Source organism: Streptomyces sp. CNB091, from assembly GCF_000377965.1.
Genome location: NZ_KB899003.1, coordinates 98,658 through 123,813, shown reverse-complemented (window position 1 = coordinate 123,813; position 25,156 = coordinate 98,658). Strand labels below are relative to the sequence as shown.

The 25,156-nt window shown below is 73.1% G+C and carries 24 protein-coding genes; 12 read left to right on the top strand and 12 right to left on the bottom strand.

The window, feature by feature from the left end:
• Positions 1–185: 185 nt before the first annotated feature.
• Positions 186–1,655 carry an MFS transporter gene (locus D581_RS0124245; RefSeq protein ID WP_026290861.1) on the bottom strand — a complete coding sequence of 490 codons (1,470 nt, stop codon included), beginning with the start codon at positions 1,653–1,655 and terminating at the stop codon, positions 186–188.
• A gap of 237 nt (positions 1,656–1,892) precedes the next feature.
• On the opposite strand from D581_RS0124245, the gene D581_RS0124240 reads away from it, so the two are divergent.
• On the top strand, positions 1,893–2,339 hold the full coding sequence (locus tag D581_RS0124240) for a MarR family winged helix-turn-helix transcriptional regulator (RefSeq protein WP_018959786.1): 447 nt from the start codon (positions 1,893–1,895) through the stop codon (positions 2,337–2,339).
• Positions 2,340–2,409: 70 nt separating this feature from the next.
• On the opposite strand, the gene D581_RS0124235 is transcribed toward D581_RS0124240, so the two are convergent.
• Positions 2,410–3,810 (bottom strand): FAD-dependent oxidoreductase, encoded by a 1,401-nt coding sequence (locus tag D581_RS0124235; RefSeq protein ID WP_018959785.1) that lies wholly within the window; start codon positions 3,808–3,810, stop codon positions 2,410–2,412.
• Positions 3,811–3,979: 169 nt separating this feature from the next.
• Here D581_RS0124235 and D581_RS0124230 point away from each other — a divergent pair, with 169 nt between their 5' ends.
• A complete protein-coding gene (locus D581_RS0124230; RefSeq protein ID WP_486585878.1) occupies positions 3,980–4,903 on the top strand; it encodes an aminoglycoside phosphotransferase family protein in 924 nt (307 codons plus the stop codon).
• A gap of 150 nt (positions 4,904–5,053) precedes the next feature.
• Positions 5,054–5,545 (top strand): GNAT family N-acetyltransferase, encoded by a 492-nt coding sequence (locus D581_RS0124225; protein ID WP_018959783.1) that lies wholly within the window; start codon positions 5,054–5,056, stop codon positions 5,543–5,545.
• Here D581_RS0124225 and D581_RS0124220 read toward each other — a convergent pair whose 3' ends face one another.
• Both D581_RS0124220 and D581_RS01000000137625 read right to left on the bottom strand, forming a co-directional pair.
• A complete protein-coding gene (locus tag D581_RS0124220) occupies positions 5,546–6,547 on the bottom strand; it encodes a zinc-binding dehydrogenase (RefSeq protein ID WP_018959782.1) in 1,002 nt (333 codons plus the stop codon).
• Positions 6,548–6,605: 58 nt separating this feature from the next.
• On the bottom strand, positions 6,606–7,853 hold the full coding sequence (locus D581_RS01000000137625) for an NAD(P)-binding protein (RefSeq protein ID WP_018959781.1): 1,248 nt from the start codon (positions 7,851–7,853) through the stop codon (positions 6,606–6,608).
• Positions 7,854–7,955: 102 nt separating this feature from the next.
• On the opposite strand from D581_RS01000000137625, the gene D581_RS0124210 reads away from it, so the two are divergent.
• A complete protein-coding gene (locus tag D581_RS0124210) occupies positions 7,956–8,684 on the top strand; it encodes a pentapeptide repeat-containing protein (RefSeq protein WP_018959780.1) in 729 nt (242 codons plus the stop codon).
• Positions 8,685–8,708: 24 nt separating this feature from the next.
• Here the strand turns inward: D581_RS0124210 and D581_RS0124205 are convergent, their stop codons facing one another.
• On the bottom strand, positions 8,709–9,206 hold the full coding sequence (locus D581_RS0124205) for a hypothetical protein (RefSeq protein WP_018959779.1): 498 nt from the start codon (positions 9,204–9,206) through the stop codon (positions 8,709–8,711).
• Between the two features lie 102 nt (positions 9,207–9,308).
• On the opposite strand from D581_RS0124205, the gene D581_RS0124200 reads away from it, so the two are divergent.
• On the top strand, positions 9,309–10,193 hold the full coding sequence (locus tag D581_RS0124200) for a hypothetical protein (RefSeq protein WP_026290859.1): 885 nt from the start codon (positions 9,309–9,311) through the stop codon (positions 10,191–10,193).
• A 78-nt stretch (positions 10,194–10,271) separates the two neighbouring features.
• On the opposite strand, the gene D581_RS0124195 is transcribed toward D581_RS0124200, so the two are convergent.
• The 4 genes from D581_RS0124195 to D581_RS0124180 all read right to left on the bottom strand — a co-directional run bounded on the left by D581_RS0124195 (position 10,272) and on the right by D581_RS0124180 (position 14,532).
• Complete coding sequence (locus D581_RS0124195; RefSeq protein WP_018959777.1) at positions 10,272–11,336, bottom strand: methyltransferase; 1,065 nt, start codon at positions 11,334–11,336, stop codon at positions 10,272–10,274.
• An 82-nt stretch (positions 11,337–11,418) separates the two neighbouring features.
• On the bottom strand, positions 11,419–12,246 hold the full coding sequence (locus D581_RS0124190; protein ID WP_026290858.1) for a helix-turn-helix domain-containing protein: 828 nt from the start codon (positions 12,244–12,246) through the stop codon (positions 11,419–11,421).
• 109 nt (positions 12,247–12,355) lie between these two features.
• On the bottom strand, positions 12,356–13,000 hold the full coding sequence (locus tag D581_RS0124185; RefSeq protein WP_018959775.1) for a response regulator: 645 nt from the start codon (positions 12,998–13,000) through the stop codon (positions 12,356–12,358).
• On the bottom strand, positions 12,997–14,532 hold the full coding sequence (locus D581_RS0124180) for a sensor histidine kinase (protein WP_018959774.1): 1,536 nt from the start codon (positions 14,530–14,532) through the stop codon (positions 12,997–12,999). The genes D581_RS0124185 and D581_RS0124180 overlap by 4 nt, the downstream gene beginning before the upstream one ends.
• Before the next feature lie 274 nt (positions 14,533–14,806).
• On the opposite strand from D581_RS0124180, the gene D581_RS0124175 reads away from it, so the two are divergent.
• The 4 genes from D581_RS0124175 to D581_RS0124160 all read left to right on the top strand — a co-directional run bounded on the left by D581_RS0124175 (position 14,807) and on the right by D581_RS0124160 (position 18,860).
• Positions 14,807–15,364, top strand: a complete 558-nt coding sequence (locus D581_RS0124175; protein WP_018959773.1) for a heme-binding protein — start codon at positions 14,807–14,809, stop codon at positions 15,362–15,364.
• A 98-nt stretch (positions 15,365–15,462) separates the two neighbouring features.
• A complete protein-coding gene (locus D581_RS0124170; RefSeq protein ID WP_018959772.1) occupies positions 15,463–16,059 on the top strand; it encodes an ankyrin repeat domain-containing protein in 597 nt (198 codons plus the stop codon).
• Positions 16,056–17,273, top strand: a complete 1,218-nt coding sequence (locus tag D581_RS0124165; RefSeq protein WP_018959771.1) for a hypothetical protein — start codon at positions 16,056–16,058, stop codon at positions 17,271–17,273. Before D581_RS0124170 ends, D581_RS0124165 begins: the two co-directional genes overlap by 4 nt.
• Before the next feature lie 171 nt (positions 17,274–17,444).
• Positions 17,445–18,860: a M1 family metallopeptidase gene (locus D581_RS0124160; protein ID WP_018959770.1), complete on the top strand. Its 1,416-nt coding sequence runs from the start codon at positions 17,445–17,447 to the stop codon at positions 18,858–18,860.
• A gap of 108 nt (positions 18,861–18,968) precedes the next feature.
• Here D581_RS0124160 and D581_RS0124155 read toward each other — a convergent pair whose 3' ends face one another.
• Entirely contained in the window at positions 18,969–19,544 is a 576-nt protein-coding gene (locus D581_RS0124155) for a TerD family protein (RefSeq protein WP_018959769.1), read from the bottom strand.
• Positions 19,545–19,759: 215 nt separating this feature from the next.
• Between D581_RS0124155 and arfB the strand changes: the two genes are divergently transcribed.
• On the top strand, positions 19,760–20,194 hold the full coding sequence (arfB, locus tag D581_RS0124150) for an alternative ribosome rescue aminoacyl-tRNA hydrolase ArfB (protein WP_018959768.1): 435 nt from the start codon (positions 19,760–19,762) through the stop codon (positions 20,192–20,194).
• Positions 20,195–20,277: 83 nt separating this feature from the next.
• Here arfB and D581_RS0124145 read toward each other — a convergent pair whose 3' ends face one another.
• Positions 20,278–20,784 carry a flavin reductase family protein gene (locus tag D581_RS0124145; RefSeq protein ID WP_018959767.1) on the bottom strand — a complete coding sequence of 169 codons (507 nt, stop codon included), beginning with the start codon at positions 20,782–20,784 and terminating at the stop codon, positions 20,278–20,280.
• A gap of 491 nt (positions 20,785–21,275) precedes the next feature.
• On the opposite strand from D581_RS0124145, the gene cdgB reads away from it, so the two are divergent.
• A complete protein-coding gene (cdgB, locus tag D581_RS0124140; RefSeq protein WP_018959766.1) occupies positions 21,276–22,964 on the top strand; it encodes a diguanylate cyclase CdgB in 1,689 nt (562 codons plus the stop codon).
• A 143-nt stretch (positions 22,965–23,107) separates the two neighbouring features.
• Positions 23,108–24,115 carry a hypothetical protein gene (locus D581_RS0124135; protein WP_018959765.1) on the top strand — a complete coding sequence of 336 codons (1,008 nt, stop codon included), beginning with the start codon at positions 23,108–23,110 and terminating at the stop codon, positions 24,113–24,115.
• 41 nt (positions 24,116–24,156) lie between these two features.
• Here D581_RS0124135 and D581_RS0124130 read toward each other — a convergent pair whose 3' ends face one another.
• Positions 24,157–25,083 (bottom strand): 1-phosphofructokinase, encoded by a 927-nt coding sequence (locus tag D581_RS0124130; RefSeq protein ID WP_018959764.1) that lies wholly within the window; start codon positions 25,081–25,083, stop codon positions 24,157–24,159.
• Positions 25,084–25,156 lie beyond the last annotated feature (73 nt).

Below are 25,156 nucleotides of genomic sequence, written 5' to 3'. Positions count from 1 at the left end.
GACGCGCCGACGCGCTGACTCGCTGACCCGCTGACCCGCGACCCGCTGGCCCGCGACCCGCTGGCCCGGCGTCGTGACCGTGATGCCGGGTCACCGGGCGAAGTCCGGCCCATGGTCCGGCGGTTCAGCCGTCGGGCCACGGGCCGCGCTCCGTACAGGCGAGGACGGTCAGGCCCTGGACACGGTCAGGCCTTGGACTCCGAGGCCTCCGGCACCCCCGCGGGACCGCTCGCGGCGGCCGGCCGCAGGGGCGCGGCCGCCGGGCGTACGGGAATGAGAGCGGCGACGATCGCCGCCGCGAGGCCCACGCCGCAGCCGATGAGCATCGCGACGCGGAAGCCGTTCTGGGAAGCCAGCGGGAAGCCGCCGAAGTCCGTGGTCATCCGGGCCAGGACCACGCCGATCACCGCCGCCGCGAAGGACGTGCCGATCGAGCGCATCAGGGCGTTGAAGCTGTTCGCCGACGCGGTCTCGGACTGGGGCACCGCACTCATGATGAGCGCGGGCATCGCCCCGTACGCGAAGCCGACGCCCGAGTTGCAGACGAGGGTGACGATCAGCAGGCTCCACGGGGAGTCCGCGCCGATCAGCGGGACGGACAGGCCGTATCCGGCGGCGATGAGGAGGCTGCCGACGGCCAGAGTGACCTTCGGGCCCTTGGCGGCGGACAGCTTCGCGCCGACCGGGGACATCGCCATCATCATCAGGCCCGCCGGGGCCATCCACAGGCCCATCGCCAGCATCGACTGGCCCAGGCCGTAGCCGGTGGCCTCGGGCAGCTGGAGCAGCTGGGGCACGACGAGGGACTGCGCGTACATCGCGAAGCCGACCAGGATCGATGCCGTGTTCGTCATCAGGACCTGGGGGCGGGCGGTGACGCGCAGGTCGACCAGCGGTTCGCTGAGGCGCAGTTCCCACCAGCCCCAGGCGGGCAGCAGCACCAGCACGGCGGCGAAGAGGGCGAGCGTGGTGGCGCTGCCCCAGCCCCAGTCGGCGCCCTTGGAGACGGCGAGCAGCAGACAGATCAGGGCGGTGCCCAGGCCGACGGCCCCGAGCAGGTCGAAGCTGGTGGACCTGGTGGCCGGGCGGTCCCCGGGGACCAGGGCCAGGATCAGCGCGCCGACCGCGAGGGCCAGTACGGCGACCACCCAGAACAGCACCCGCCAGCTGGTGTTCTCCGCGATGGCGGCGGCGAACGGCAGGCCCAGCGCGCCGCCCACGCCCATCGAGGCGCTCATGATCGCGATGGACGGGCCGAGCTTCTCGGCCGGCACCACGTCACGCAGCAGGCTGATGCCGAGCGGGACCACGCCCATGCCCAGGCCCTGGAGACCGCGCCCGGCGATCATCGGGACCACGGACGAGGACAGGGCGCAGACCACCGAGCCGAGGACCAGCGGGACGAGCGAGACGAGCAGCATGCGTCGCTTGCCGTACATGTCGCCGAGCCGGCCGGCGACGGGCGTGGCCACGGCGGCGGCCAGCAGGGTGGCGGTGATCACCCAGGAGGCGTTCGACGCGGAGGTGTCGAACATCTTCGGCAGCTCCGCGATCAGCGGCACCACCAGGGTCTGGGTGAGCGCCGCCACGATGCCGGCGAAGGCCAGGATGCCGACCACGCCTCCCGGGCGGGCTGCGGGGGGTGAACTCTCCACGGGTACTGCTCCCTCTTGCCCTTCCGGGCCGGTCGTTCGTTCGGGTCGTTCGTTCTCGCGTGCGCGTTTTGGGCCGCGTTCTCGCGTACGCGCTATCGGGCCGGGTTCTCGGTCCGGGTTTCCGGGACCGCGTTCTCGGCGTTCGACTATGCAAGATACATTGATTGTGCATCATGCACAGCACGTGCATGATGCACATCTATCGTGAGAGACCTGGTTCGACGAAGGAAGCAGCGCGTGGACAAGCCCATCGACCGGATCGAACGCGAGACGATGCTGCTCGGCCGGTACATGCACATGGTCACCCCGCGCGTGGACTGGCAGCTCGACCGTTCCGCCTACATCCTGCTGAGCCGGATCCAGGTGGAGGGGCCCATGTCCATCGGCCAGCTCGGCGACGCCTTCCGCCTGGACGCCTCCACGCTCAACCGGCAGACCGCCGCGATGCTGCGGGCCGGGGTCGTCGAGCGCATCCCGGACCCCGACGGCGGCATCGCCCGCAAGTTCGCCATCACCGAGGAGGGCGGACGCCGCCTGGAGAGCGACCGGGCGAGGAACATGGCGGGCCTCGCGAAGGTCCTCACGGAGTGGACCCCCGAGGAGGCCCAGCAGCTCGCCGACTCCCTCAGCCGCCTGAACCTCTCCATCGAGCGTCTCGACGGACGGCCCTGGCCGCGCGACTGAGCGAGCCCGGGCCGGCGGACCTGGGCCTGCGATTCCGGGCCTGCGATCCCGGCCCTGCGGGCCCGGTGGCTCAGTGGCGGCCCGCGATGCGGTCGGCCACCCTGGCGACGGGGTCCGTGCCGGGGCGCGGCGAAGTGCTCTCGCGACGGTCGGCGGCGCGGTAGGCCGCGTACATGCCGTGGACGCCGAGCCAGCGGAAGGGCTCCGGCTCCCAGCGGCGGACCTTGTGGTTCACCCACGGCAGGGTGGTCAGCTCCGTCGGACCCGCCTGCCCGGAGTCCTGCTGGATCAGGTCGCGCAGGGTGCGGGCGGCGAGGTTGGCGGTGGCGACGCCGGAGCCGACGTAACCGCCCGCCCAGCCCAGGCCCGTCGTGCGGTCCAGGGTGACCGTGGCGCACCAGTCGCGCGGGACGCCGAGGACGCCGGACCAGGCGTGGTCGACGTGGACGCCCGCCGTGGTGGGGAAGAGCCGGACCAGCAGATCGCGCAGGGCGGCCACGGTGGCGGGCTGGGTGCGGCCGTCGTCGTCGGTGGCCGAGCCGAAGCGGTACGGGTATCCGCGGCCGCCGAGCGCGATGCGGTCGTCGGCGGTGCGCTGAGCGTAGAAGTAGGCGTGGGCCAGGTCGCCGAGGGTCTCGCGGCCCTCCCATCCGATCGTGTCCCAGATCCGGGCGGGCAGCGGCTCGGTGACGATCATGGAGGAGTTCATCGGGAGCCAGGTGCGCTTCTGCCCCTTGAGGCTCGCGGTGAAGCCCTCGGTGCAGCGCAGGACGTACGGGGCGCGGACCGTGCCGTACGGCGTCACGGCGTGCTTGGGCTTGATCTCGGTGACCGGCGTCGACTCGTGGATGGTCACGCCGAGCGCCTCCACCACGTCCGCGAGGCTCTTGACCAGCTTGGCCGGGTGCAGCCGGGCGCCGTGCGGGGTCCAGGACGAGCCGACGGCCCCCGTCACATGGACGCGCTCGGCGGTCTCGCGGGCGCCGCGCAGGACCCGGTCGCTCTCCCCGAAGGCGATCTCGACGCTGTGGAAGTCCTTGAGCCGGGCGAGCTGGGAGGGGGTGTGGGCCACCTCCAGGACGCCGCCCTGGTGGATGTCGGCGTCGATCTTCTCTTCCGCGGCGGTCCTGACGACCTCGCCGACGGTGTCGTTCATCGCCTTCTGGAGCCGTACGGCGGCGTCGTGGCCGTGCAGCTTGGCGTACCGGTCACGGCCCGCGATGCCGTTGTACAGCCAGCCGCCGTTACGGCCGGAGGCCCCGTAGCCGCAGAACTTGGCTTCCAGGACGGTGATGTTGAGGAAGGGGACGGCCTTCTTCAGGTAGTACGCCGTCCAGAGCCCGGTGTAGCCGCCTCCGACGATGCAGACGTCGACGCTCGTGTCGCCGGGGAGGGGTTCGCGCGGGGCGGGGGTGCCCTCCCGCGCGTACCAGAACGATATGCCGCCGACGACGGTACTGACGGTGCTCATGATGCCCCTGGTGTCCCTGCCCGGTCCGGTGAGATGCCGAGCGTACGTGTGGCGGGACGTTACTGCGCGCGAGGCTGTTCCGTCATGGCCCGGTCGACGCCGGTCCCCAGGACCGGTGTCCTCAGGAGTGGTGTCCCGGGATCGCTGTCCCAGGATCGCTGTCCCTAGGATCGGTGAGGTGATCGACATTCCTGACGAACTGATCGCCACGCAGTCCCAGTACAACGGAGCGGCCGGCCGGGCCTTCGTCGCCGCCCTGCCCGGCCTGGCCGAGCGGTGCCTGGAGCGGTGGGGGCTGCGGCCGGACGGCCCGTCGATGAACGGGATGTGCGCGCTGGTCCTGCCGGTGGTGCGGGAGGCGGACGGGCGGCCCGCGGCGCTGAAACTCCAGTTGGTGGACGAGGAGACGGCGGGCGAACCGGTCGCGCTGCGGGCGTGGACCGACGCGGGGGCCGGGGCGGTGGAACTGCTCGGCCATGAACCGGAGTCCGGTGCGATGCTGCTGGAACGGCTCGACGAGCGGCGACCGTTGTCCGGCGAGGCCGACGTGCGGAAGGCGGTGACGGTTCTCGGCGCGGTGCTGGCCCGGCTGGTGGCGGTGCCCGCGCCGGAGGGGCTGCGCACGTTGGGCGGGGTGGTGGAGCGGATGCTCGCGGCGGTCCCGGAGAGGGTGGGCCTGCTGGCCGACGCCGAGGACCGGCGGCTCGTCGAGGGCTGCGCGGCGGCGGTGCGGGAGGTCGCGGGGGAGCCGGGGGACCGGCTGCTGCACTGGGACCTGCACTACGACAACGTCCTGGCCGGGCGCGCGGACGCGAGGCGGGCAGGGGAGTGGGTGGCGCTCGACCCGAAGCCGCTCGCGGGGGACCCGGGATTCGAGCTGCTCCCGGCGTTGGACAACCTCTTCGACGCCGACGAGGTGGTGTGGCGGTTCGACGCGTTGACGGAGGCGCTGGGCCTGGAGCGGGACCGGGAGCGGGCGCGGGCCTGGACGCTGGGGCGGGTGCTCCAGCACGGGCTGTGGGCGGCGGAGGGCGGCGAGGGCCGGATCGCCCCCGTCCACGCGGAGATCGCGCGGCGGCTGCTGGGGCGGTGAGGGGCTCGCCTCCCGCGCGCCGGTGGGGGCCGGGGGCCGGGGGCAGGGGCAGGGGCGGAGTCGGGGGCGGAGTCGGGTCCGCGGCCTGGCCGGAAGCCGCGAAGAACAAAACAAGGTGTGGCCGGGGCCCCGGTTGCTTACGCTGCGCCCATGATTCGTACCGCCACACGTGAAGACGTCCCCGCCCTGCACTCCCTGGTGCGGGATCTCGCCGAGTACGAGAAGGCCCTCGACGAGGTCGTCGTCACCGAGGACCAGCTGCACGAGGCGCTGTTCGGCGACCGGCCCGCCGCCTACGCGCACGTGGCGACGGCCGACGACGACAGCGGCGAGGTGATCGGCTTCGCCCTCTGGTTCCTGAACTTCTCCACCTGGCGCGGAGTGCACGGCATCTACCTGGAGGACCTGTACGTCCGCCCCGACCGGCGCGGCGGCGGCCACGGCAGGGCGATGCTGACGGAGCTGGCACGGATCTGCGTGGAGCGCGGCTACCAGCGGCTGGAGTGGTCCGTGCTCGACTGGAACGCCCCGTCCATCGCGTTCTACGAGTCGCTGGGCGCGCGCCCGCAGGACGAGTGGACGGTGTACCGGCTGACGGACGGGGCGCTGACCCGTCTGGGGGCCGACGGGCGCGGGGCCTGACTACGGCTCCAGGACCACCTTGCCCATCGTGCCCCGGGTCTCCAGCGCGCGGTGCGCGGCGGCGGCCCCGGCGAGCGGGAAGCGCTGTACGGCGGGCCGCAGCCGGCCGGCCGCCGCGTCGGCGAGGGCACGGGTCTCCAGCGCGCGCAGACCGCCGCCGTTCTCGATCATCCCCGGCCCGAGGACGGACCCGGACGTGATGGCGCGTTCGGCCAGCTCCTCGTCGGTGAAGGTGAGCGGGCCCCCGTCGTGGAGCCCCTCGCCCGACCAGCCGTAGACCACGTGCCGCCCGCCGGGGCCGAGGAGGTCCACGGCGGCGCGGGCGGTGGTCCCGCCGACGGCGTCGTAGACGACGGTGGCCCGCACTCCCGCCGCTTCGAGGTGTTCACGAGCCTGGCGCGGCCAGTCGGGGCGGGTGTAGTCGAGGGCGAGGTCGGCGCCCTCGGCCTCCGCCCGGGCCACCTTCGCCGGGCCGCCGGCCAGCGCGATCACGGTGGCGCCCGCGTTCTTCGCGTACTGGACGAGGAGGGTGCCGATCCCGCCCGCCGCCGCGGTGACGACGACTACGGAATCGGGGCCGAGCGGGGTGAACCCGAGGATGCCGAGGGCGGTTCGGCCGGTGCCGATCATGGCGACGGCCTCGGCGGCGTCGAGCCCCTCGGGGATCTCGTGGAGCCGGTCGGCCTCGGTGACGGTGAGTTCGGCGTACCCGCCGGGCGCCATGCCGATGTGGGCGACGACGCGCTTGCCGAGCCAGGCCGGGTCCGTGCCCTCGCCCACCGACTCGACGGTTCCGGCGACCTCGCGGCCGGGGATGGTGGGGAGGACGACGGGCTCCGGGTACGGGCCGCGCTCCCCCTCCCGCAGAACGGTGTCCAGAACGTGGACCCCGGCCGCGGCCACGGCGATACGGATCTGGCCGGGGCCGGGGACGGGGTCCTCGGCCCGCTCGTACACGAGGTTCTCGGCGGGGCCGAAGGCGTGAAGGCGTACAGCGCGCATGACAAGCTCCCTGGGGTCGCGCCGCGGGCCGTGCTCGCCGCGGGCTGTGACCCCACCCTCATACATCAAGTCCGCTTGAGGTCAACCCCGTCGACCCCGTCCTGGGCCCCCGTCCTGGATCCCCGCCCGGGAGCGCGGCCCGGGAGCGCGGCCCGGCGGCCTTCACGGCGAGCAGGCCGGCTTCGATGCCGCTGGTGAAGGAGACCTCGCTGAGGAGTCCGGGGGCGGCGACCTGGTCGCCCGCCAGGAAGATCCCGTCGCCCCGGACGACGGAGGGCCGGTCCCGCCAGGTGGTGCCCGGGCGGTCGACGGCCCCGGTGCTGCCGTCGGCGAGGGCCTCGACGCGCCAGGTGGTGCGCTCCCGCCAGCCGGGGAAGCCGAGGTCGAGGAGTTCCTCGGCCCGCGCCGTCCCTTCCGCCCTGCGCGCGTCGGGGCCGATCGGGAACTGGCCCTGGAGCAGCTGTTCGCCGGCCGGGGCGAGGCCGGGATCCTGGGCGGTGAACCGCTCCAGCCAGCCGGGCGCGTCCAGGTCCGACACGACGAACGCGTCGCCGCGCCGGGTGCGCACCGCCAGGTCCAGCAGGACGGTGCGGCCGCTGTCCCAGGTGAGGGACGCGTCGTCGAGGAGGACACGGGCGGCGTCGAGGGAGGTGGCGACGACGACCGGCCCGGTACGGGCCAGCTCGCCGAGGGTCCGGGCATCGACGCGGGCGGCGGTCTCGATGCCGACCCCGAGGCCCCGGGCGTGGCCGGCCAGCCGCTCGACGAGCGGAGCCCAGCCGCCGACCGGGTAGTGGGCCTCGGGCGGGAACGAGGCCAGGCGGTGCAGGCGCTCCTGGACGAACCGGGCGGAGAGCGACCCCGGGTCGTGGTGGAACAGGGCGGTGGCGGCGAAGTTCGCGGCGGCCCGGGCACCCTCCTCGCCGACCTGTCCGACGGCCCACTCCAGGAAGGCGACGTCGACCGGGGCCGTGCGGGGAGCCCGGCGGGCGAGCCGCAGCAGAGCCACGGGCGGGGTCCGGCGGGCCGCTCCCGCGCGGCGGAAACGGAAGCGGAGGCCTTCGCGGGGCGGTACGGAGACGACGGCGCCGAGAAGACCGCGCCGGGTCAGCCAGGTCCAGTGCGGCCCGCGCCGGTACAGGGCGTGCGGGCCTTCGTTGGCGCGGTACGGCCCGTCCGCGGTCCTGGCCCGGCCGCCGAGGGTCCGGTGGCCCTCGTGCAGGGTGACGCGCGCACCGGACTCGGCCGCGGTGATGGCGGCGGTGAGGCCGGCGAGTCCGCCGCCGATGACGTGGATGTGTTCCATGGCTGGATCTCCTTCGCGTCTTTGATGATGCGACGGATCGGGGGCGGCGGCTCGTGACACGGTCGACGGGGGACTGTCAGTGGGGTGCGTCACGATGGGGGCATGGCAGCGAGCGAGGGCAGGACGACCAGAGCGACCGGGGCGACCAGGGGGGCCAGGGCGGTCAAGGGCAAGAAGGACACCATCGCGGCGGCGCGGCGTCCGGAGGTGCGGCTGCCACCGCTCGTTCCCTACGACGGCGAGGGCCTGGAGCCGGACGGGGACTACGACGGGGTGCGGTTCGACGGGGTGGACCTGGCGGACGCGTCGGGCCGGGGCGCCCGGTTCATGGACTGCGCCCTGGACGGCTGCACCCTGGACCGCACGGAGCTGGCGCGGGCCCGCTTCATCGACGCGGTGCTGACGGGCGTACGGGGTGTGGGCACCGATCTCGCGGAGGCGTCGCTGCGGGACGTGGAGGTGGTGGACGCGCGCCTGGGCGGGGTGCAGCTGCATGGTGCGGTGCTGGAGCGGGTGGTGGTGCGCGGCGGCAAGATCGACTACCTGAATCTGCGCAAGGCCCGGCTCAAGGACGTCGTCTTCGAGGGCTGTGTGCTCTCCGAGCCGGACTTCGGTGACGCGCACCTGGTCCGCGTCGAGTTCCGGGACTGCGTGCTGAAGCGGGCGGACTTCAGCGGGGTCCGGATGGAGTCGGTGGACCTGCGCGCGGTGGCCGAGCTGGACATCGCGCGGGGCGTCGACCGGCTGGCGGGCGCGGTGATCAGCCCGTTGCAGCTGATGGAGCTGGCTCCGGCGTTCGCGGCGCAGATCGGGGTGCGGGTGGAGGCGTGAGGCCCTCGGGCGGCGGCGCGGGCCTCACATGCGGGGGAAGCGGGCCTGGAGGTCCCAGATCACGGGGTTGTCGGCGAGGCCCTCGTGCAGGTCGGACAGGTCCGCGATCAGGTCGTGCAGGAAGTCACGGGCCTCGCGGCGCAGGAGGGAGTGGCTGAAGGTCAGCGGGGGCTCGTCGCCGGGCATCCAGTCCGCCTCGACGTCGACCCAGCCGAAGCGCCGCTCGAACATCATCCGGTCCGATGACTCGGTGAAGTCCAGCTCCGCGTACTGCTGCCGGTGCGAGCGGTTGCCGCGCGGGTCCTGGTCGATCTGCTCGACGATGTCGCACAGCGCCCACGCGAAGTCCAGCACTGGCACCCATCCCCAGGCTGTGGACACCTCGCGGTCCGCCTTGGTGTCCGCGAGGTAGACGTCGCCGGAGAACAGATCGTGCCGCAGCGCGCGGACGTCCGCGCGGCGGTAGTCGGTCTGCGGGGGGTCGGGGAAGCGGCGGGAGAGGGAGTAGCCGATGTCGAGCACGGATCGATGGTGTCATGCCCGTCCGGGGCGGGCCGACACGATCGGGTGAAGCGGAGTAGGTATGCCAGACGCATATGCCGATTGTTTCCTAGTCTCCGGCATATGGTCAGTTCGCCTCATGAGGCTCATCATCGGATCTTCCAGGAGAATCCGGGTCTATTCGCGAGTGCCTTCCACACCTTGGGCATCCCCTTTCCGGAACCTGTCGCGGTGTCGCTCATGGACACCGATCTCACGGAGATCAGACCGCTCGAACGGCACGTGGACACGCTGCTGCGCATCGATGTGGCCGACGGGGGCTCGCTGTTGCTGGCGATCGAGGCCCAGGGCAAGAAGGACCCGGACAAGCGCAGTAGCTGGGCGTACTACCTCGCCCACCTCTACGCGAAGTTCCGCTACCCGTGCGTGCTCCTGGTCGTCTGCCGGGACAAGGGGACGGCGGAGTGGGCAGCCGAGCCGATCCGTATCGGCCTGGACAAGCACCCCAGCCTGGTCGCTCACCCCCTGGTGCTCGGACCGCACAACGTACCCATGGTCACGGACGCCGTCAGGGCGGCCGACGACATCCCGATGGCCGTCTTCTCGGCGATCACGCATAGTAACGATCATGACATCGCTGCCATACTGGAGGCTCTTGCCGAGGCGCTCCGGGCCACGGACGCCGATGCCGCAGCGGTTTTCGCCGAATTCACCGAGGCGGGTCTGGGCGCCACCCCGGCCCGTGAGATCTGGAGGAACCTGATGGGCACTGGTCTCAGTCACTTCCGCGGCTTCGTCGCCGAGAGCTTCCGCGACGAAGGCCGCGTGGAAGGTCGCGTCGAAGGCCGGGCCGAGGACATTCTGCGGATTCTCGCGGTGCGCGGTGTCACGGTGCCGGATGAAGCACGGCAGCGGATCACCGCCTGCAAGGACCTTGCGGTGCTCGATGTGTGGTTCGAGCGCGCCGTCACGGCGACGACCGCCGACGCGGTGCTCGCGGAGATCTGATCGCCGGGTTCGCCCCGGAGGACCTGTCTCCGCTTGCACTTCACCAACGTCCGGTGTCCGAGGGCTGTTCGGCGCAGGTCAGTCGGCAACGGCCTCGATCATGGCGAACGGCGCGGCTTCGGTGAGCGGGGTGACCGTAGTGAGGGTCAGACCCGCGCGGCGGCACACCTCCGCGAAGTCATCGCGGGTGCGCTCCCGGCCGCCCAGATTCACCAGCATGTTGAGGTCGCTGAGGTAGGTGACCCCGCCGTCGGTGACGTCGGCACGGATGTCGACCGCGTCGGGAAGCACGGGCTCCACGATCAAGACGACGCCGCCGGGCGGCAGCACCTGACGGCAGTGGCTCAGGATCGTGACCGCCTGGTCGTCCGTCCAGTCGTGCAGGACGCTCTTCAGCAGGTAGAGATCCGAGCCCCCGGGCACCGAGTGGAAGAAGTCTCCGGCGATCAGGGAGCACCGGTCCTCCAGCCCGTGCCGCGCCATCGTGCCCGGTGTTCCGGCCAGGCCCTCCGCCGTGTCGAGGACGACACCGGTGAGGCCGGGATGGGCGGCCAGCACGCCGGCCAGGAGGGTCCCGTCGCCCCCGCCGACGTCCGTGACCGAGGCGAACCGGCCGAAGGCGAAGGCGCCCGGCAGGGCGGCGGCGGTCTCCGAGGAGGCTTGGCTCATCGCCGCGTTGAACTCGGCGGACAGCTCGGGGTGCTGGGCGAGGTGGCTGAAGAAGTCGGTGCCGAACACACCGTCGAACGCGACCTCACCGGTGCGGACGCTGTCGTCCAGGTGCTCCCAGGCACGGACGATCGTCGGCTCGGTGAACATCCTGACGAACGAGGCGAGCGAGTCGGGACGGCCGGGGTGCAGCAGCGCCCCCGCAGGGGTCACCGAGAAGGTCCCCGGGGCGGGCTCCCGCAGCAGGCCGAGCCCGGCCAGGGCACGCAGCAGCCGCTCCATGGGCTGGGGTTCGGCTCCGGCTTCGGCGGCCACCTCGACAGCCCGGCGCGGCGCGTCGCCCAGCAGTTCCACCACCCTCAGCCGGGCCGCCGCGCGCAGGGCCTGCGCCGCCATGCTCCCGAACGCGAGTCGGACGACCAGATCGTGGTCGGCCGTCCCCGCTGCCGTGACATCGGCGTCCGTGTTCGTCATGGGTGTTTCCTCTCGACTGTGTGCGGTGCGAAGTGCGGTGCGTATGTGCGGTTCGTACGTGCGGTGCGTACGTGCGCGAAGGTCAGCCGGCGGACGTGGGTCTGCCGGCCAGGGCGCGCGGCGTGCACCCGGCCAGGGCCGTGACGTCGCGGTGGAGGTGGGACTGGTCGGCGTATCCGCAGGCGAGGGCGACGGCGTCGGCACTCTCGCCCGCGCAGAGGGCCCGGGCGGCGTGGTCGAAGCGGACCAGCATGGCGGCGCGTTTGGGGGTGAGACCGATCTGGTCGGTGAACCGGGACCACAGCCGCTTGCGGCTCCACCCGAAGGACGCGGCGAGGCCGGCGACCCGTACCCGGCCCCGGCGGGCCACGATGGTGTCCCAGGCGGCGGCGACCTCGGGTGACACCGGCGGTGTGCCGGCAGCCCGCTTCGCGAGGAACGCGTCCGTCAGCGCCAGGCGTTCCTGCCACGTCGTGGCGTCGGTCAACTGCTCGCGGAGGTAGCGGGCGTGCCGCCCCCACAGCTCTTCCAGACCGTTGACCGACCCGTCCAGCTCGCGCGGGGAGACGCCCAGCACCGCATGGGCGGCCAGGGGCGGCAGGCAGACCTCGACGCACTCGACGTGCTCGCCCCGGACCCGGGCCGGGCCGGGCGACAACGAGGCGACGAAACTCCTCAGCGGCCGGCGCGCCGTGGCACTCTCCACCGTGAGGGAGGCGTCCCCGAGCCCGATGACGACGACCACGACGGGCTGGGGGAGCACCTGCATGTCCAGCCCGACGGAGGCGCGGTCACGGAAACCGGCCAGCCGGACCCCGTCGAGCGCCGTGCTGCCGACGAAGTGGGCGACCTCCCAGCCGTGCTCGGAATCGTGCTTCCGAGGCGTGGGACTCACGTGGTTTCTGCGCATGCCCCTACCGTTGCCGACTCCTGCGCGTCTGTCTTGGACGAAAGTTCCCCAGCTCCCGAGTTCCGCAGCTCCGTCCAGGGGGCCAGGCCCGCAGGCTCCGCGCCCCGGCTCACGGAAGCAGGCGCTGCTCCTTCGCCACCGACACCGCGCCCGCACGCGTGTCGACGCCGAGCTTGTCGTAGATCCGGCCCAGGTGGGTCTTGACCGTGGCTTCGCTGATGAACAGGGCGCGGGCGATGTCGCGGTTGCCGAGGCCCTGGGACAGCTGGGCCAGGATGTCGCGTTCACGGTCGGTGAGGCCCGGGCGGGGGCTGCGCATCCGGGCCATGACCCGGCTGGCGACGGGGGCCGAGAGCGTGGTGCGGCCCTGGGCGGCGGACCGGATCGCGGCGAACAGTTCCTCGGGGCGCTCCGCCTTCAGCAGATAGCCGGTCGCCCCCGCCTCGATGGCCCGGGTGATGTCGGCGTCCGTGTCGTACGTGGTCAGCACGAGTACGTGGACCGTGCCGTCGGCCGCGATGCGGCGGGTCGCCTCGACGCCGTCGATGCCCTCGCCGAGCTGGAGGTCCATGAGGACGACGTCCGGCGTGAGCCGGGCGGCGAGCACCACGGCCTCCTCGCCGCTGCCGGCCTCGCCGACGACCTCGATGTCCGGTTCGCTCCCCAGGAGGGCGAGCAGTCCGGCGCGGACGACCACGTGGTCGTCGCAGAGCAGGATGCGTACGGGGGGCGTCTGCGGGCCTTGGCCGGTCATACGGGGTCCTCCAGGGCGGTGAGGGGGACGGGCACGAGCGGGATCGCGGCCGAGAGGACCGTGCCCTCGCCCGGGGCCGACTCGATGGTGAGCGTGCCGCCGAGCTGGTGCACGCGGGCCCGGATGGCGGGGAGCCCGTGGCCGCGCACGGTGGCGGGGCTGCGGACGGGCGCGGGCTCCACGGTGAAGCCGCGGCCGTTGTCGCCGATGTCGAGGACCACCCGGTCGTCGAGGTGGGTCAGGGTCAACCCGGCGGCGGTGGCCCCGGAGTGCTCCCGCACGTTGGCCAGGGCCCCCTGGGCGATGCGCAGCAGGGCCGACTGCACCCGGTCCGGCAGCGGGACGCCCGGGGTGCCCTCCACATGGCAGTGGACGGTGAGCGCGCCCTCCGCCTGGGCGCTCTCGCGGGCCGCCAGCGTGCGCAGGGCCGCTTCCAGGCCGCCGCCCTGCGCCAGGTCGGCGGGGGCCAGGTCGTGGACGAAGCGGCGGGCCTCGGTGAGGTTGCGTTCCGCGATGCCGGTGGCCGTACGGACGTGGCGGCGGGCCGCGTCCGGGTCGGCGCTCCACGTGCGGTCGGCCGCCTGGAGCAGCATCTGCTGGCTGGACAGGCCCTGCGCCAGGGTGTCGTGGATCTCCATGGAGAGCCGCTGACGCTCGGCGAGGGTCCCCTCGCGCCGCTCGGTGGCGGCCAGTTCGCGCCGGGTGCGCAGCAGGTCGTCGATCAGCTCGCGCTGGCGTCCGGCCAGTTCCCGCTGGCGTACCGCCTGGCGCTGCATGTGGACGAAGACGGCGGTCGCGACGGCGGCGACGGCGGGCGGGGCGAGGACCAGATTCGGGTCGAACCCCTCGGCCAGGCGCAGTTGCGCGGCCACGACGAACGCGGTGAGCAGGGCGACCAGGGCGAGGGCCGCGCGCGGCGGCAGGATGCCCAGCCCGGTGTAGAACAACGGCACCGCGCACCACGCGAAGCTCGGCGCGAGGACGACCAGCACCATCCAGACGAGGACGAGCACGCCGAGCCAGACGAGCCGGCGCGGGGTGGGGCGCGAACCCAGGACGGGTCCCAGGAGGTACAGCACCGCCAGGGTGATCGACAGGGCGATGATCCACGGGGTCCGGGCCTCCCCGGGGTGCCGCATCAGGAACCGGGTCAGCGAGGCGCCGAGCAGCAGGAAGAACGCGGCGTGCATGAGCAGCGCGAGCCAGCGGGCGTCGGGGTCGGCGCTGGGCCCCGGGCCGGAATCCTGGCCGGGGCCGGGGCCGGGGCCGGGGCTCGTGCCCGTGCCCGTGCCCTTGCCCGTGCCCGGGCTGGCGCTTGTGCCGGGGCCGGTGCCCGGGCCGCGGGCAGCGCCGGAACCCGAGGCGGAACCCGGGCCGGAGCCGGAGCCGGGTGCAGCGTCGGAGCCCGGGCCGGGCGCAGCGTCGGCCCCCGAGTCGGTGCCCGAGCCGGTGCCAGAGCCGGCCCCCGAGCCGGAAGCGGAGCCGGTGGGTCCGTCCCCCTCCGGGGTCTGCGCATCGCTCCGGTGCTCCACCTCGTACCTCGTGTTCCGTCTCGCCCGAACCCACCCGCTGAGACCCTGCTGACCTGCGCGGATCTTCCATGGTGACCCGATCCGGCCACCCCCGCATCAACCGATCGGCCGACGGGGGCGTCGGCCGACCCGCGCGCCGCTTCCAGCCGGTACGTCGACCGTACGGGGCCGGATCCGCCGGGAGGATCGATACCGGAGCGAAACGCCCGGACCTCTTCCGGGCCGCCCCGCACACCGAACCACCGGGCCGCCCCCGGATCACCAAGGAGTCTCAATGAAGAAGCTGTCGCCGCGCACCCGTGTCGTCACCGGCGCCGTCGTCGTCGCCGCCCTCGGGGCCGGCACGTTCGGCGCGATGTCCGCGAGCGCCTCCTCCCCGGCCGCCGCCCCCGCCGCCGCGGTCAAGGCCGACACGAGCAACCGGAACCTCCAGCAGACGACGCACCTGACCGTGGCCGCCGCCACCAAGGCCGCGCAGGCCACGCTGGACGCGGCGAAGAAGGAGAACCAGCGCATCTCCGTCGCGGTCGTCGACCGCAACGGCAACACCATCGTCTCCCTGCGCGGCGACGGCGCGGGCCCGCAGTCCCCCGAGTCCGCGGTGAAGAAGGCGTACACCGCCGTCTCCTGGAACGCCCCCACCTCCGAGCTGGTCAAGCGCCTGGAGCAGGCCCCGAACCTGAAGGACATCCCTGGCACCCTGTTCCTCGGGGGCGGTGCTCCGGTGCAGGTCAAGGGCGCCCCGGTGGCCGGCATCGGCGTGGCCGGCGCGCCCAGCGGCGACCTCGACGAGAAGTTCGCCCAGGCGGGCGTCGCGGCCCTCGCCCGGTAGTCACGACCCGCACAGGCACCCGCACCCGCACCCGCACAGGCACACGCACACGCACACGCACAGGCACAGGCACAGGCACAGACGGGAACGGAGTACCCATGAACGCCCTCGATCACGACCTGCTCACCGCCGCACGCACCGGCGACACCGAAGGTGTGCGCACCGCGATCGAGGGCGGCGCCCGGGTCGACGTCCGCGACGACGAGTCGCGCACCCCTCTCCTCCTCGCCGTCCACGGCGACCACGTCGAGGCGGCCCGGCTGCTCGTGGCCGCCGGGGCGGACCCGGACGCCCAGGACCGGCGCGAGGAGAGCCCGTGGCTGGCCACCGGCGTCACCGGCAGCGTCGCGATGCTGCACGTACTGCTGCCGGCCGGGCCGGATCTGACCCTGCGCAACCGGTTCGGCGGCATCTCCCTCATCCCGGCGAGCGAACGCGGCCATGTCCCGTACGTACGGGAGGTGCTGCGGGTCACCGACATCGACGTCGACCACGTCAACCGGCTCGGCTGGACCGCTCTGCTGGAGGCGGTGATCCTCGGCGAGGGCGGGCTCGCGCACCAACAGGTCGTGGAGCTGCTCCTCGCGGCCGGGGCGACGCGGGACCTGCCCGACGGCGACGGGGTGACGCCCCTGGCCCACGCCGAGCGGCGCGGTTTCGCCGAGCTGGCCGCCCTGCTGCGGGACGCGGCGTGACCGGGGGCCCCGGCCCCCGCGCCGCCCTCCGGCTGCCTGGCCCCCGCGCCCGTCGCCTCGCCCTCGGGCTCGTCGCCGCCGCCCTGCTCGCCGGGTGCTCGACCGGCACGACGGAGGCGGCCCCGGGCACCCCGGGCACCCCGGGCACCCGTGGCCCGTCCGCCGCGGCCGGCACCCCGGCGGCCCCCGACCCCTCCCGCGCCCCGACCGGCCGCACCCCCGACGGCACCCTCCTCGTCGCCGACTTCGGCGGCGACACCGTGACCTTCGTCGACCCCGGGAAGGACGGTTCGGGGAGGAACGGGGCCCCCATCGCCTCCGTCGAGGTCGGCACCGCGCCCTACGGCCTCGTCGTCGGCGAGGACGGGCGGGCCTGGGTCGCCACCGCCGAGGGCGTCGCGGTCGTCGACACCCGGGAGCGGACCCGGCTCGCGCTCGTCCCGTACGAGACGGAGTCCGGCCCGGTCACCACCGGCGAGTACCGGGGCGGCGGCATGGGCATCGCCCTGGCCCCGGACGGGCAGCACGTCTACGTCGGGGTCAACGTGCCCGGCGGCGACGGCGCGGTCGAGGTCATCGACACCGCTGCCCGCGAGGTCACCGGCGTCGCGCCCGTCGGCATGCGCCCCTTCGACGTGGACGTGTCGCCGGACGGCTGCGAGGTGTACGCCACCGATCACGACTCCTTCGACGTGACGGCGGTGGACGCCGGCTCGTTGCAGACCCGGCGCATGGAGGTCGCCCCGTACGGCACGGAGGGCGGGCTCGGCTCCTGGCTGAAGCCGCACTACGCCGTCGTGCGCCCCGAGGACGGCAAGCTGCTGCTGCCGTTCGAGGGGGAGCGGCTCGCGGTCCTCGACCCGCGCACCGGAGAGGTGACCATCGAGCCGATGACCGCCAACACCCACCAGCACGGCGCGGCCCTCGCCCCCGACGGCACCCTCCTCGTGGTGGGCACCGGTCCGATCGGGTCGGACGACGCGGACCCCTCGCTCACCGTCCGGTCCCCCGACGGCGAGGAACGGGTCGTTCCGCTGGACGGGCCGCACGAGGACGTGGCGGTGTCGAAGGACGGCCGCACGGCGTACGTGACCGGCGGCTTCACCCGCGACGGGTACTGGAACGGCATCACGGTCGTCGACCTGGACGACGGGAACAGCGAGCCGGTCCGCCTGGAGGCAGGCAACCGGCCGCTCGGAATCGCCATCCTCTAAACGGGAGCCGCCCGTTCTTCCCCCGAGGCGGGCGGCTCCTTCCGACTTTCCCCCGATGCGGCGGCCCCTCCCCGGCTTCCCCCGAGGCGGCGGCCCCTCCCCGGCTCCTCCCGAGGCCGTCGGCTCTTTCCGGTCCCGGATTCCGGCGTACCGAGATCTAGGATCGGCCGGGTGAACCACCCCCACCCGGCCCGGCGGCGCACCGCGCACCTCCTCCCGCCGCTCGCCCTGGCCCTCGCCCTCCTCGGCGGGGGCTGTACGGGCGGGGTGCCGGGAACCCCGGGCGCGGCCGGACTGCGCGACCCGTACTTCCCGGGGCTCGGCAACGGCGGCTACGACGTCACCCACTACGGCCTGGAGCTCGACGTCGACCCGGCCGGAGACCGGCTGCGCGGCACCGCCACGATCACCGCCCGCGCCACCCAGGACCTGAGCGCCTTCCACCTCGACCTCGCCGGGCTCGACGTGGACGGCGCCACCGTCGAGGGTCGCCCGGCCGCCGTGAACCGGGCGGGCAAGGAGCTGACGCTGCGTCCGGCGGCCGACGTGGAGGGCCGGCTGGGCAAGGGGCGTACGTTCACCGCCGTAGTGCGCTACTCCGGCTCCCCGGAGACGGTCACCGACCCGGACGGGGCGAAGGAGGGCTGGCTGCGGACGGCCGACGGCGCGGTCGCCCTCGGCGAACCGGCCGGGTCCATGGCCTGGTTCCCCGGCAACCACCACCCGAGCGACAAGGCCGCGTACGACCTCGCGGTCACCGTGCCCGAAGGGCTCGCGGGGATCTCCAACGGGGAGCTGGTGTCCCGGCGTACGGCGAACGGGCGCACCGTCTACCGCTGGCGGACCGCCGAACCGATGGCGAGCTATCTGGCGACCGTCGCCGTGGGGCGGTTCGCCACCGCGGAGTCGGTGACCCCCGAGGGCATCCGGCTGTTCACCGCCGTGGATCCGGAGTCGGCGGCGGCGAGCGCGGACGCGCTGGCGCGGATCCCGGCGGTGCTGACGTGGTCGGCGGGGAGGTTCGGCCCGTATCCCTTCTCCTCCGCCGGGGCGATCGTCGAGCGGACGGGCGACTCGGCGTACGCCCTGGAGACCCAGAACCGGCCCGTCTTCCCCGGCCCGCCGGACACCGCGCTCCTCGTGCACGAACTGGCCCACCAGTGGTTCGGGAACTCCGTCACGCCCGCGACCTGGCGGGACATGTGGCTGAACGAGGGCTTCGCGACCTACGCGGAGTGGCTCTGGGCCGCCGACCACGAGGACGTACCGGTCGAGGAGAGCTTCGAGGCGGCGTACGCGGACGACGCGAACTGGGCGTTCCCGCCCGCCGATCCGCCGAGCGCCGCCGAGCTGTCCGCGCCGCCGGTCTACGGACGGGGGGCGATGGCCGTGCACCGCGTCCGGCTCGCCCTGGAGGACGACCGGGCGTTCTTCGCCCTGGTCAAGGGGTGGACGAAGGCGCACCGGCACGCCAACGCCTCGACCGACGACTTCACCGCGTACGTGGAGGAGGAGACGGGGCGGGACCTCACCGAGCTGTGGGACGCCTGGCTGTACGGCAGGAGCCGGCCGCCCCTGGAGGGCTGACCGGCTCCCGGACGCGGGACGTGACGGCCCCTCACACCCGCCGGAGCCCCCGGCCGCGAAGGCGGCCGGGGGCTCCGGTGAAGCGGGTGAAGCGGGTGTGCGCTCGGGTCAGAGGTTGACGCCGAAGTCCTGGGCGATGCCGCGCAGGCCGGAGGCGTACCCCTGGCCGACCGCGCGGAACTTCCACTCGGCGCCGTTGCGGTAGAGCTCGCCGAAGACCATGGCGGTCTCGGTGGCGGCGTCCTCGCTCAGGTCGTAGCGGGCGATCTCGGCGCCGCCGGCCTGGTTGAGGATGCGGATGAACGCGTTCCGGACCTGGCCGAAGTTCTGGCTGCGGTTCTCGGCGTCGTAGATGGAGACCGGGAAGACGATCTTGTCCACGTCGGCCGGCAGACCCGCCAGGTTGACGTTGATCTGCTCGTCGTCGCCCTCGCCCTCACCCGTGACGTTGTCACCGGTGTGCACGATGGTCTGGTCCGGCGTCGACTTGTTGTTGAAGAAGACGAAGTGGCCGTCCGAGACGACCTTCCCCGCCGGGTTGACCGCGATCGCCGAGGCGTCGAGGTCGAAGTCGGTGCCGGTGGTGGTGCGGACGTCCCAGCCGAGGCCGACCGTGACGGCGGTAAGGCCCGGTGCCTCCTTGGTGAGCGAGACGTTGCCGCCCTTGGACAGGCTTACTGCCATGGGAAGTCCCTTTCCTCGTCGTGTGCGGGTTTCGTGCCATCACGAAAGCTACCGTCACCCGTCATAACGCAAGCAGCAGACCACGAGGTTCCTGGTCGCTTTACTTTCTTTGCCGAACTTCGTCCCGAAGTGGAGCCGGTCAGGGGACACCGGGCGGTCCCGTGCGCGACCCCGTCGGCAAAAGAAGGTGACGAACAGGGCGCGGGGAAGGGACCATGGGTGTCATGTCCGGGCCCTATGTCATCCGCGGCTCGGTCTCCCTCCCGGAGGCCGAGCTCATGTGGCGTTTCTCGCGGTCCTCCGGGCCCGGCGGCCAGCACGTCAACACCAGCGACTCCCAGGTGGAGCTGCGCTTCGACCTGGCGGCGACCGACGCGCTCCCCGAGGTGTGGAAGGCGCGGGCGCTGGAGCGGCTCGCGAGCAGGCTGGTGGGCGGGGTGATATCCGTACGGGCCTCCGAGCACCGCTCCCAGTGGCGCAACCGCGAAACGGCCGGCGTCCGCCTCGCCGCACTCCTCGCCGAGGCCACGGCGCCGCCGCCCAAGCCCCGGATCAAGCGGAAGATCCCGCGAGGCATCAACGAGCGCAGGCTGCGGGAGAAGAAGCAGCGCGGCGACACGAAGCGCGGGCGCTCGGGCCGCGACTGGTGACGCTCGGGCCCGCGACGGGTGACGTTCAAGCCGCGACGGGTGACGCTCGGTCCCGCGACGGGTGACTCCGGGGGCCTGGCCCGTCAGCCCAGCTGGCGGTAGCGGCCCTTGAAGTACGCCAGCGGGTCGCCCTCCGGGCTCGGCAGCACCGCGGTGACCACCCGCCCGATCACCAGGGTGTGGTCCCCGGCCACCACGCGCTGCTCGGTCCGGCACTCCAGCGTCGCCAGCGCCCCGCCGATCAGCGGCGCGTGCGTGACCTCGCCCCGTACGTACGGGACGTCCTCGAACAGCAGCCGGTCGCTGATCCGGCCCTTCATGGCGAACCGGCCCGCGATGTGCCGCTGGCTCGCCGCCAGGACGGAGACCGCCCACAGCGGCTGCTCGTCCAGCAGGTCGTCCATCCGGGAGCCGTTGCGCAGGCTCACCATCACCAGGGGCGGGTCCAGGGACACGGACATGAAGGCGGTCGCAGTCATGCCCACGTCCTCGCCCCGGCCGTCCTCGTCGAGGGGCGGTTCCTGGGCGGTGACCAGCACCACCCCGGCGGCCAGCCGCGCGAGGGCGGCACGGAACTCGTCGTTGCTCACTCCCTCAGCATGGGGGACGGTCTCGGGGCGCGGGGTGGGGGGCTTCGTCTGGAGCACACACCGACGCTAACCGCGGGGGGCGGGCGGTCGCATCGGGCCAGGGGACCAGGCCGGTCCTAGGACTCCGGCACGAACCGTGCACGCGGGCGCACGAGCGGTACGGCAGCATACGGGCGCACGAGCGGTACGGCAGCATACGGGCGCACACAACGGGAACCGGATCCTCCGGCTCCACGCGCCGCCGAGCCGGCTCCACGCGCCGCTGAGCCCACCCTTCCGGTTTCGTTCCGAACGGGACCAGCCACCGTGAGTCACCGGCATCACCTGGCCATCTGTTGTGACTTGAGTCACAGAGTCCATTTTCTGCTGACCCTGTGTACCGGGTGCACAGCTCACTGTGATTCAGTGGCCGTGACACTGCAACAAGTACGTCGATATGAAACCGGATATGAAACCTGGAGTTGCTGTCGAGGTCTCGGGGAGTGCGAGCGATGGAGGCCGAGTCGGAACCGTACGTCCGCCTTGCGACCATGCGGCAGCTGCATCAGGCCGTCGCTGATCTCAACACGGCACGGAGTCTGGCGGACACGCTGCAGACCGTGGCCGACGGAATCGTCGTCGGCCTCGGCTACGAGCTGGGCTGCGTGAACCTGGTCCGGCCGGACGGCGACCTCGTCATCGCCGCGTTCGCGGGCAACGCCGCGGCCGAGGCCCTGATCACCGGGCGCGTCGGCTCCCGCGCCTCGTGGGAACGCCGGCTCTCCATGGGCGAGGCCTGGGACAGCCTCCGCTTCATCCCGCACACCGAGGGCTGGGTCCTCCTCGACGACGACGTACCCCAGTGGCACACCGAGGGGCCCGAGCCCCGGTTCGAGGACGAGTGGCACCCGCTGGACCGGCTCTACGCCCCGATGTACGCCGCCGCGGGCGGCCGTGACCTCCTCGGGGTCATATCCGTCGACCGGCCGCGCAACGGGCGCCGTCCCGGAGCCTGGGGGCGCGAGGCGCTCCAGATGTACGCCTCCCAGGCCGCCATCGCGATCAGCAACGCCCGCCTGCGAGCCAACATGCAGCGTGCCCTGGTCCGCCTGGAGCGGGAGCAGCAGGCGCTGCGGGCCAGCGAGGAGTCCTTCCGGCAGGCCTTCGAGTACGCGCCCAGCGGCATGGCCATCGCGGAGATGGGCGGCGACCAGCAGGGCAGGCTGCTGCGCACCAACGACGCCCTGTGCCGGCTGCTCGGCCGCCCGGCCTCCGTCATGCGCCGCTACTCCTTCGCCGATCTGGTCCACCCCGAGGACATCGGCACCCTGCTGCGCACCTCCGCCGAGGGCGGCCGGGCCGAGCTGCGGCTGAGCCGCCGGGACGGCACCTATCTCTGGGTCTCGCTGCGCAATTCGGTCGTCGCCGACACCGCCGACGGGCCGCGCTTCCTGCTCACCCATGTCGAGGACATAGAGGAGCGCAAGCGGCACGAGCTGAACCTCGCCCACCGCGCCTCGCACGACGCGCTGACGGGGCTGCCCAACAGCGCCGAGCTGAAGTCGCGGCTCAGCGCCCGGATCTGCGAGCGGCCGCACTCTCCGGCCGCGACCGCGATCGAGGCGCTGGACGCGGCGTACGGGGACGTCGAGTCGTCGCTGACCCACGGCTACCAGGCCGACCGGTACGAGGGGGCCCACGGCTACCAGCCCGACGGCTACGAGGGCGAGGCGGTCCCCGGCGGCGGCCCCTTCGACCACCATGTGCACACGGTGGCCCCCGATCCGGAGCACGACGACGGGACGAAGGGCCTCGCGGTCCTCTTCTGCGACCTCGACGGCTTCAAGACCATCAACGACCGCTTCGGACACCACACCGGCGACGCCGTGCTCATCGAGGTCTCCCGGCGGCTGAGCACCTGTGTGCGGGACGGTGACACCGTCGCCCGGCTCGGGGGTGACGAATTCGTCGTTCTCGCCGACGGGCTCGGGGCAGCGGACGCCGCTGACCTGGCCGTTCGCCTGAGAAATGCCATCATTCCGCCCATAAGGGTCGATGGTCGCGCGGTCCGGGTCGGGGCGAGTTTCGGCATCGGCTGGGCCGAGTGCGGCATGACCGTAGAAGAGGTCCTGCGCTCCGCCGACCAGCGGATGTACGTGGAAAAGCGGTCCCGGTCGAAGGTTCACCGCAGGGCCGGATGACGTTCACGGCCGGTTTCTCCCCCTACCCCGTAACCGTTCCCCACGGCCGTCCGGGTCACTGAGCACAATTCGGGGCTTGCTCCGTTCGAGGTAGGCTCGGCCGGTCGGCGACGGCTGGCGACATGGTGAGGAGTGACCCAGGGATGACGGCCGGAAACAACGGCGGGAGCAAGCCCGAGGACGACGATCCGTTCGGCTATCTGTACGCGGACGGACAGGCGGCAGGCGCCCAGCCGCCCGGCCAGGGCGGCTACGGCTACCCGGGGCCGGCCGCGCAGCCGGGCGTGCCCAGAACGTCCTACAACCAGGTGCGGGCCGTCGGCGAGCGCCAGTACGGCCAGCAGCAGGCGCCCCAGCAGCAGGGCGGGTACGGCTACCCGCCCCAGCAGAGCTACGGCCAGCAGCCCCCGCAGCAGTACAACCGGCCGAACCCGCAGTACGCGGCCCCCGAGACCTACCCGGGCGGCGGGCCGGGCGGACAGCCTCCGGCGCAGAACGGCCATGGAGGCGGTCCGGGCCGGGGCGGCCCGAACACCAAGGCGCTCCTGATCGGGGCCGTCGCCGTGGTCGCGGTCGTCGTCATCGGCATCGGCGCCGCCCTGCTCACGGGCGACGACGGCGACAAGGACGACAAGAAGGACGAGGCGTCCACCTCGCAGGGCCCCGCCGGCGAGGTCGAGGAGTCGAAGAAGCCGGAGAAGAAGCCCAAGGAGAAGCCGAAGCCGGTCGAGCTGCCGAAGCAGGACGCGGCGACGCTGACGCTGGGCGGCACGGCGGCCCTGGACTCCACGGTCAAGGGCGCCAAGGGCGCCAACGGCAACTACATCAACCTGAACGAGGTCGGCCGGTCGGCCACCTGGACGGTCGAGGTTCCCGAGGCCGGCGCGTACACCCTGTACGTGACGTACGGCGTGCCCGGCAAGGACGCGAAGACGACCCTGACGGTCAACGCGCAGGAGCCGCGCTCCATCAACATGGAGAACTTCGCGAAGGCCGCCGAGGGCGATCTGGAGAAGGGCTGGACGAACACGTACGCGTACGTCCAGCTCGACAAGGGCTCCAACACCCTCAAGCTGTCGTGCGAGACGGGCGATCAGTGCGACGCCAATCTCGACCAGCTGGAGCTGAAGTCCGGCCACATCAAGAGCTAGACACGCGTGCGTGCGACGACGCCCTGACCGCCCCGAAGTGGTCAGGGCGTCGTCGTGTCCGGCTCCACCGTGACGCGCGGCAGCAGCTCCGCGTAGGCCTCCGCGTCGAACTCGCCAGCCGTCGGGGCCAGCACGGTCGCCGTCGACAGGGCCACCGCCCGGGCGAGGCGCTCCGGCCAGTCGAGGCCCTCGGCCAGGGCGGACAGCAGTCCGGCCACCGCGGAGTCGCCCGCCCCGGTCGGGTTGCCGCGCACGGCGGCGGGCGGGGCGGCCCGCCAGACGCCGTCCGGGGTGAGGGCGAGCACCCCCTCCGGGCCCAGGGAGGCGATCACGGACTGGGCCCCGCGGCGGCGGGCGTCGCGGGCGGCGCGCAGCGGTTCGCGGGAGCCGGTCAGCCGGGCCAGCTCCTCGGCGTTCGGCTTGACCAGGTCGGGGCGGGCGGCGATGCCCCGGCGCAGCGGTTCTCCGCTGGTGTCCAGGAGCACGGGCACGGCGGCGGCGCGGGCGGTCCGGACCAGTTCCGCGTAGGCCCCGACGTGGATGCCGGGCGGCAGGCTCCCGCAGAGCGCGACGGCGTCGGCTCCGGCGAGCAGCTCCTCGTACGTCCGCAGGAAGGCGGCCCATTCGGCGGGGCTCACCTGCGGTCCGGGTTCGTTGAGCTGGGTGGTGTCGCCGGTCGAGCGGTCGGTGACCGCCAGGGTGCGGCGGGTGTTCCCGGCGACGGGCACGAGGGCGTCGCGCGGCGGGAGCGGGGCGAGGAGGTCGCGCAGGACGCCCCCGGTGGCCCCGCCGACGAAGCCGGTCACCACGCTTTCGTGGCCCAGCGCGCCGAGGACCCGGGCGACGTTGAGGCCCTTGCCGCCGGGGCGTTCGGTGACCTCGCCGACCCGGTGGCTGCGGTGCGGGACGAGCGCGTCGACGGTGTACGTCACGTCGAGCGCGGTGTTCAGAGTGACGGTCAGGATCACCTCTGCCGGCCCCTCCTTCGGTGCATGGCCTCAACGGCGCGCGCATCCGTCCGCGGCGCGCCCCTCTGATGAT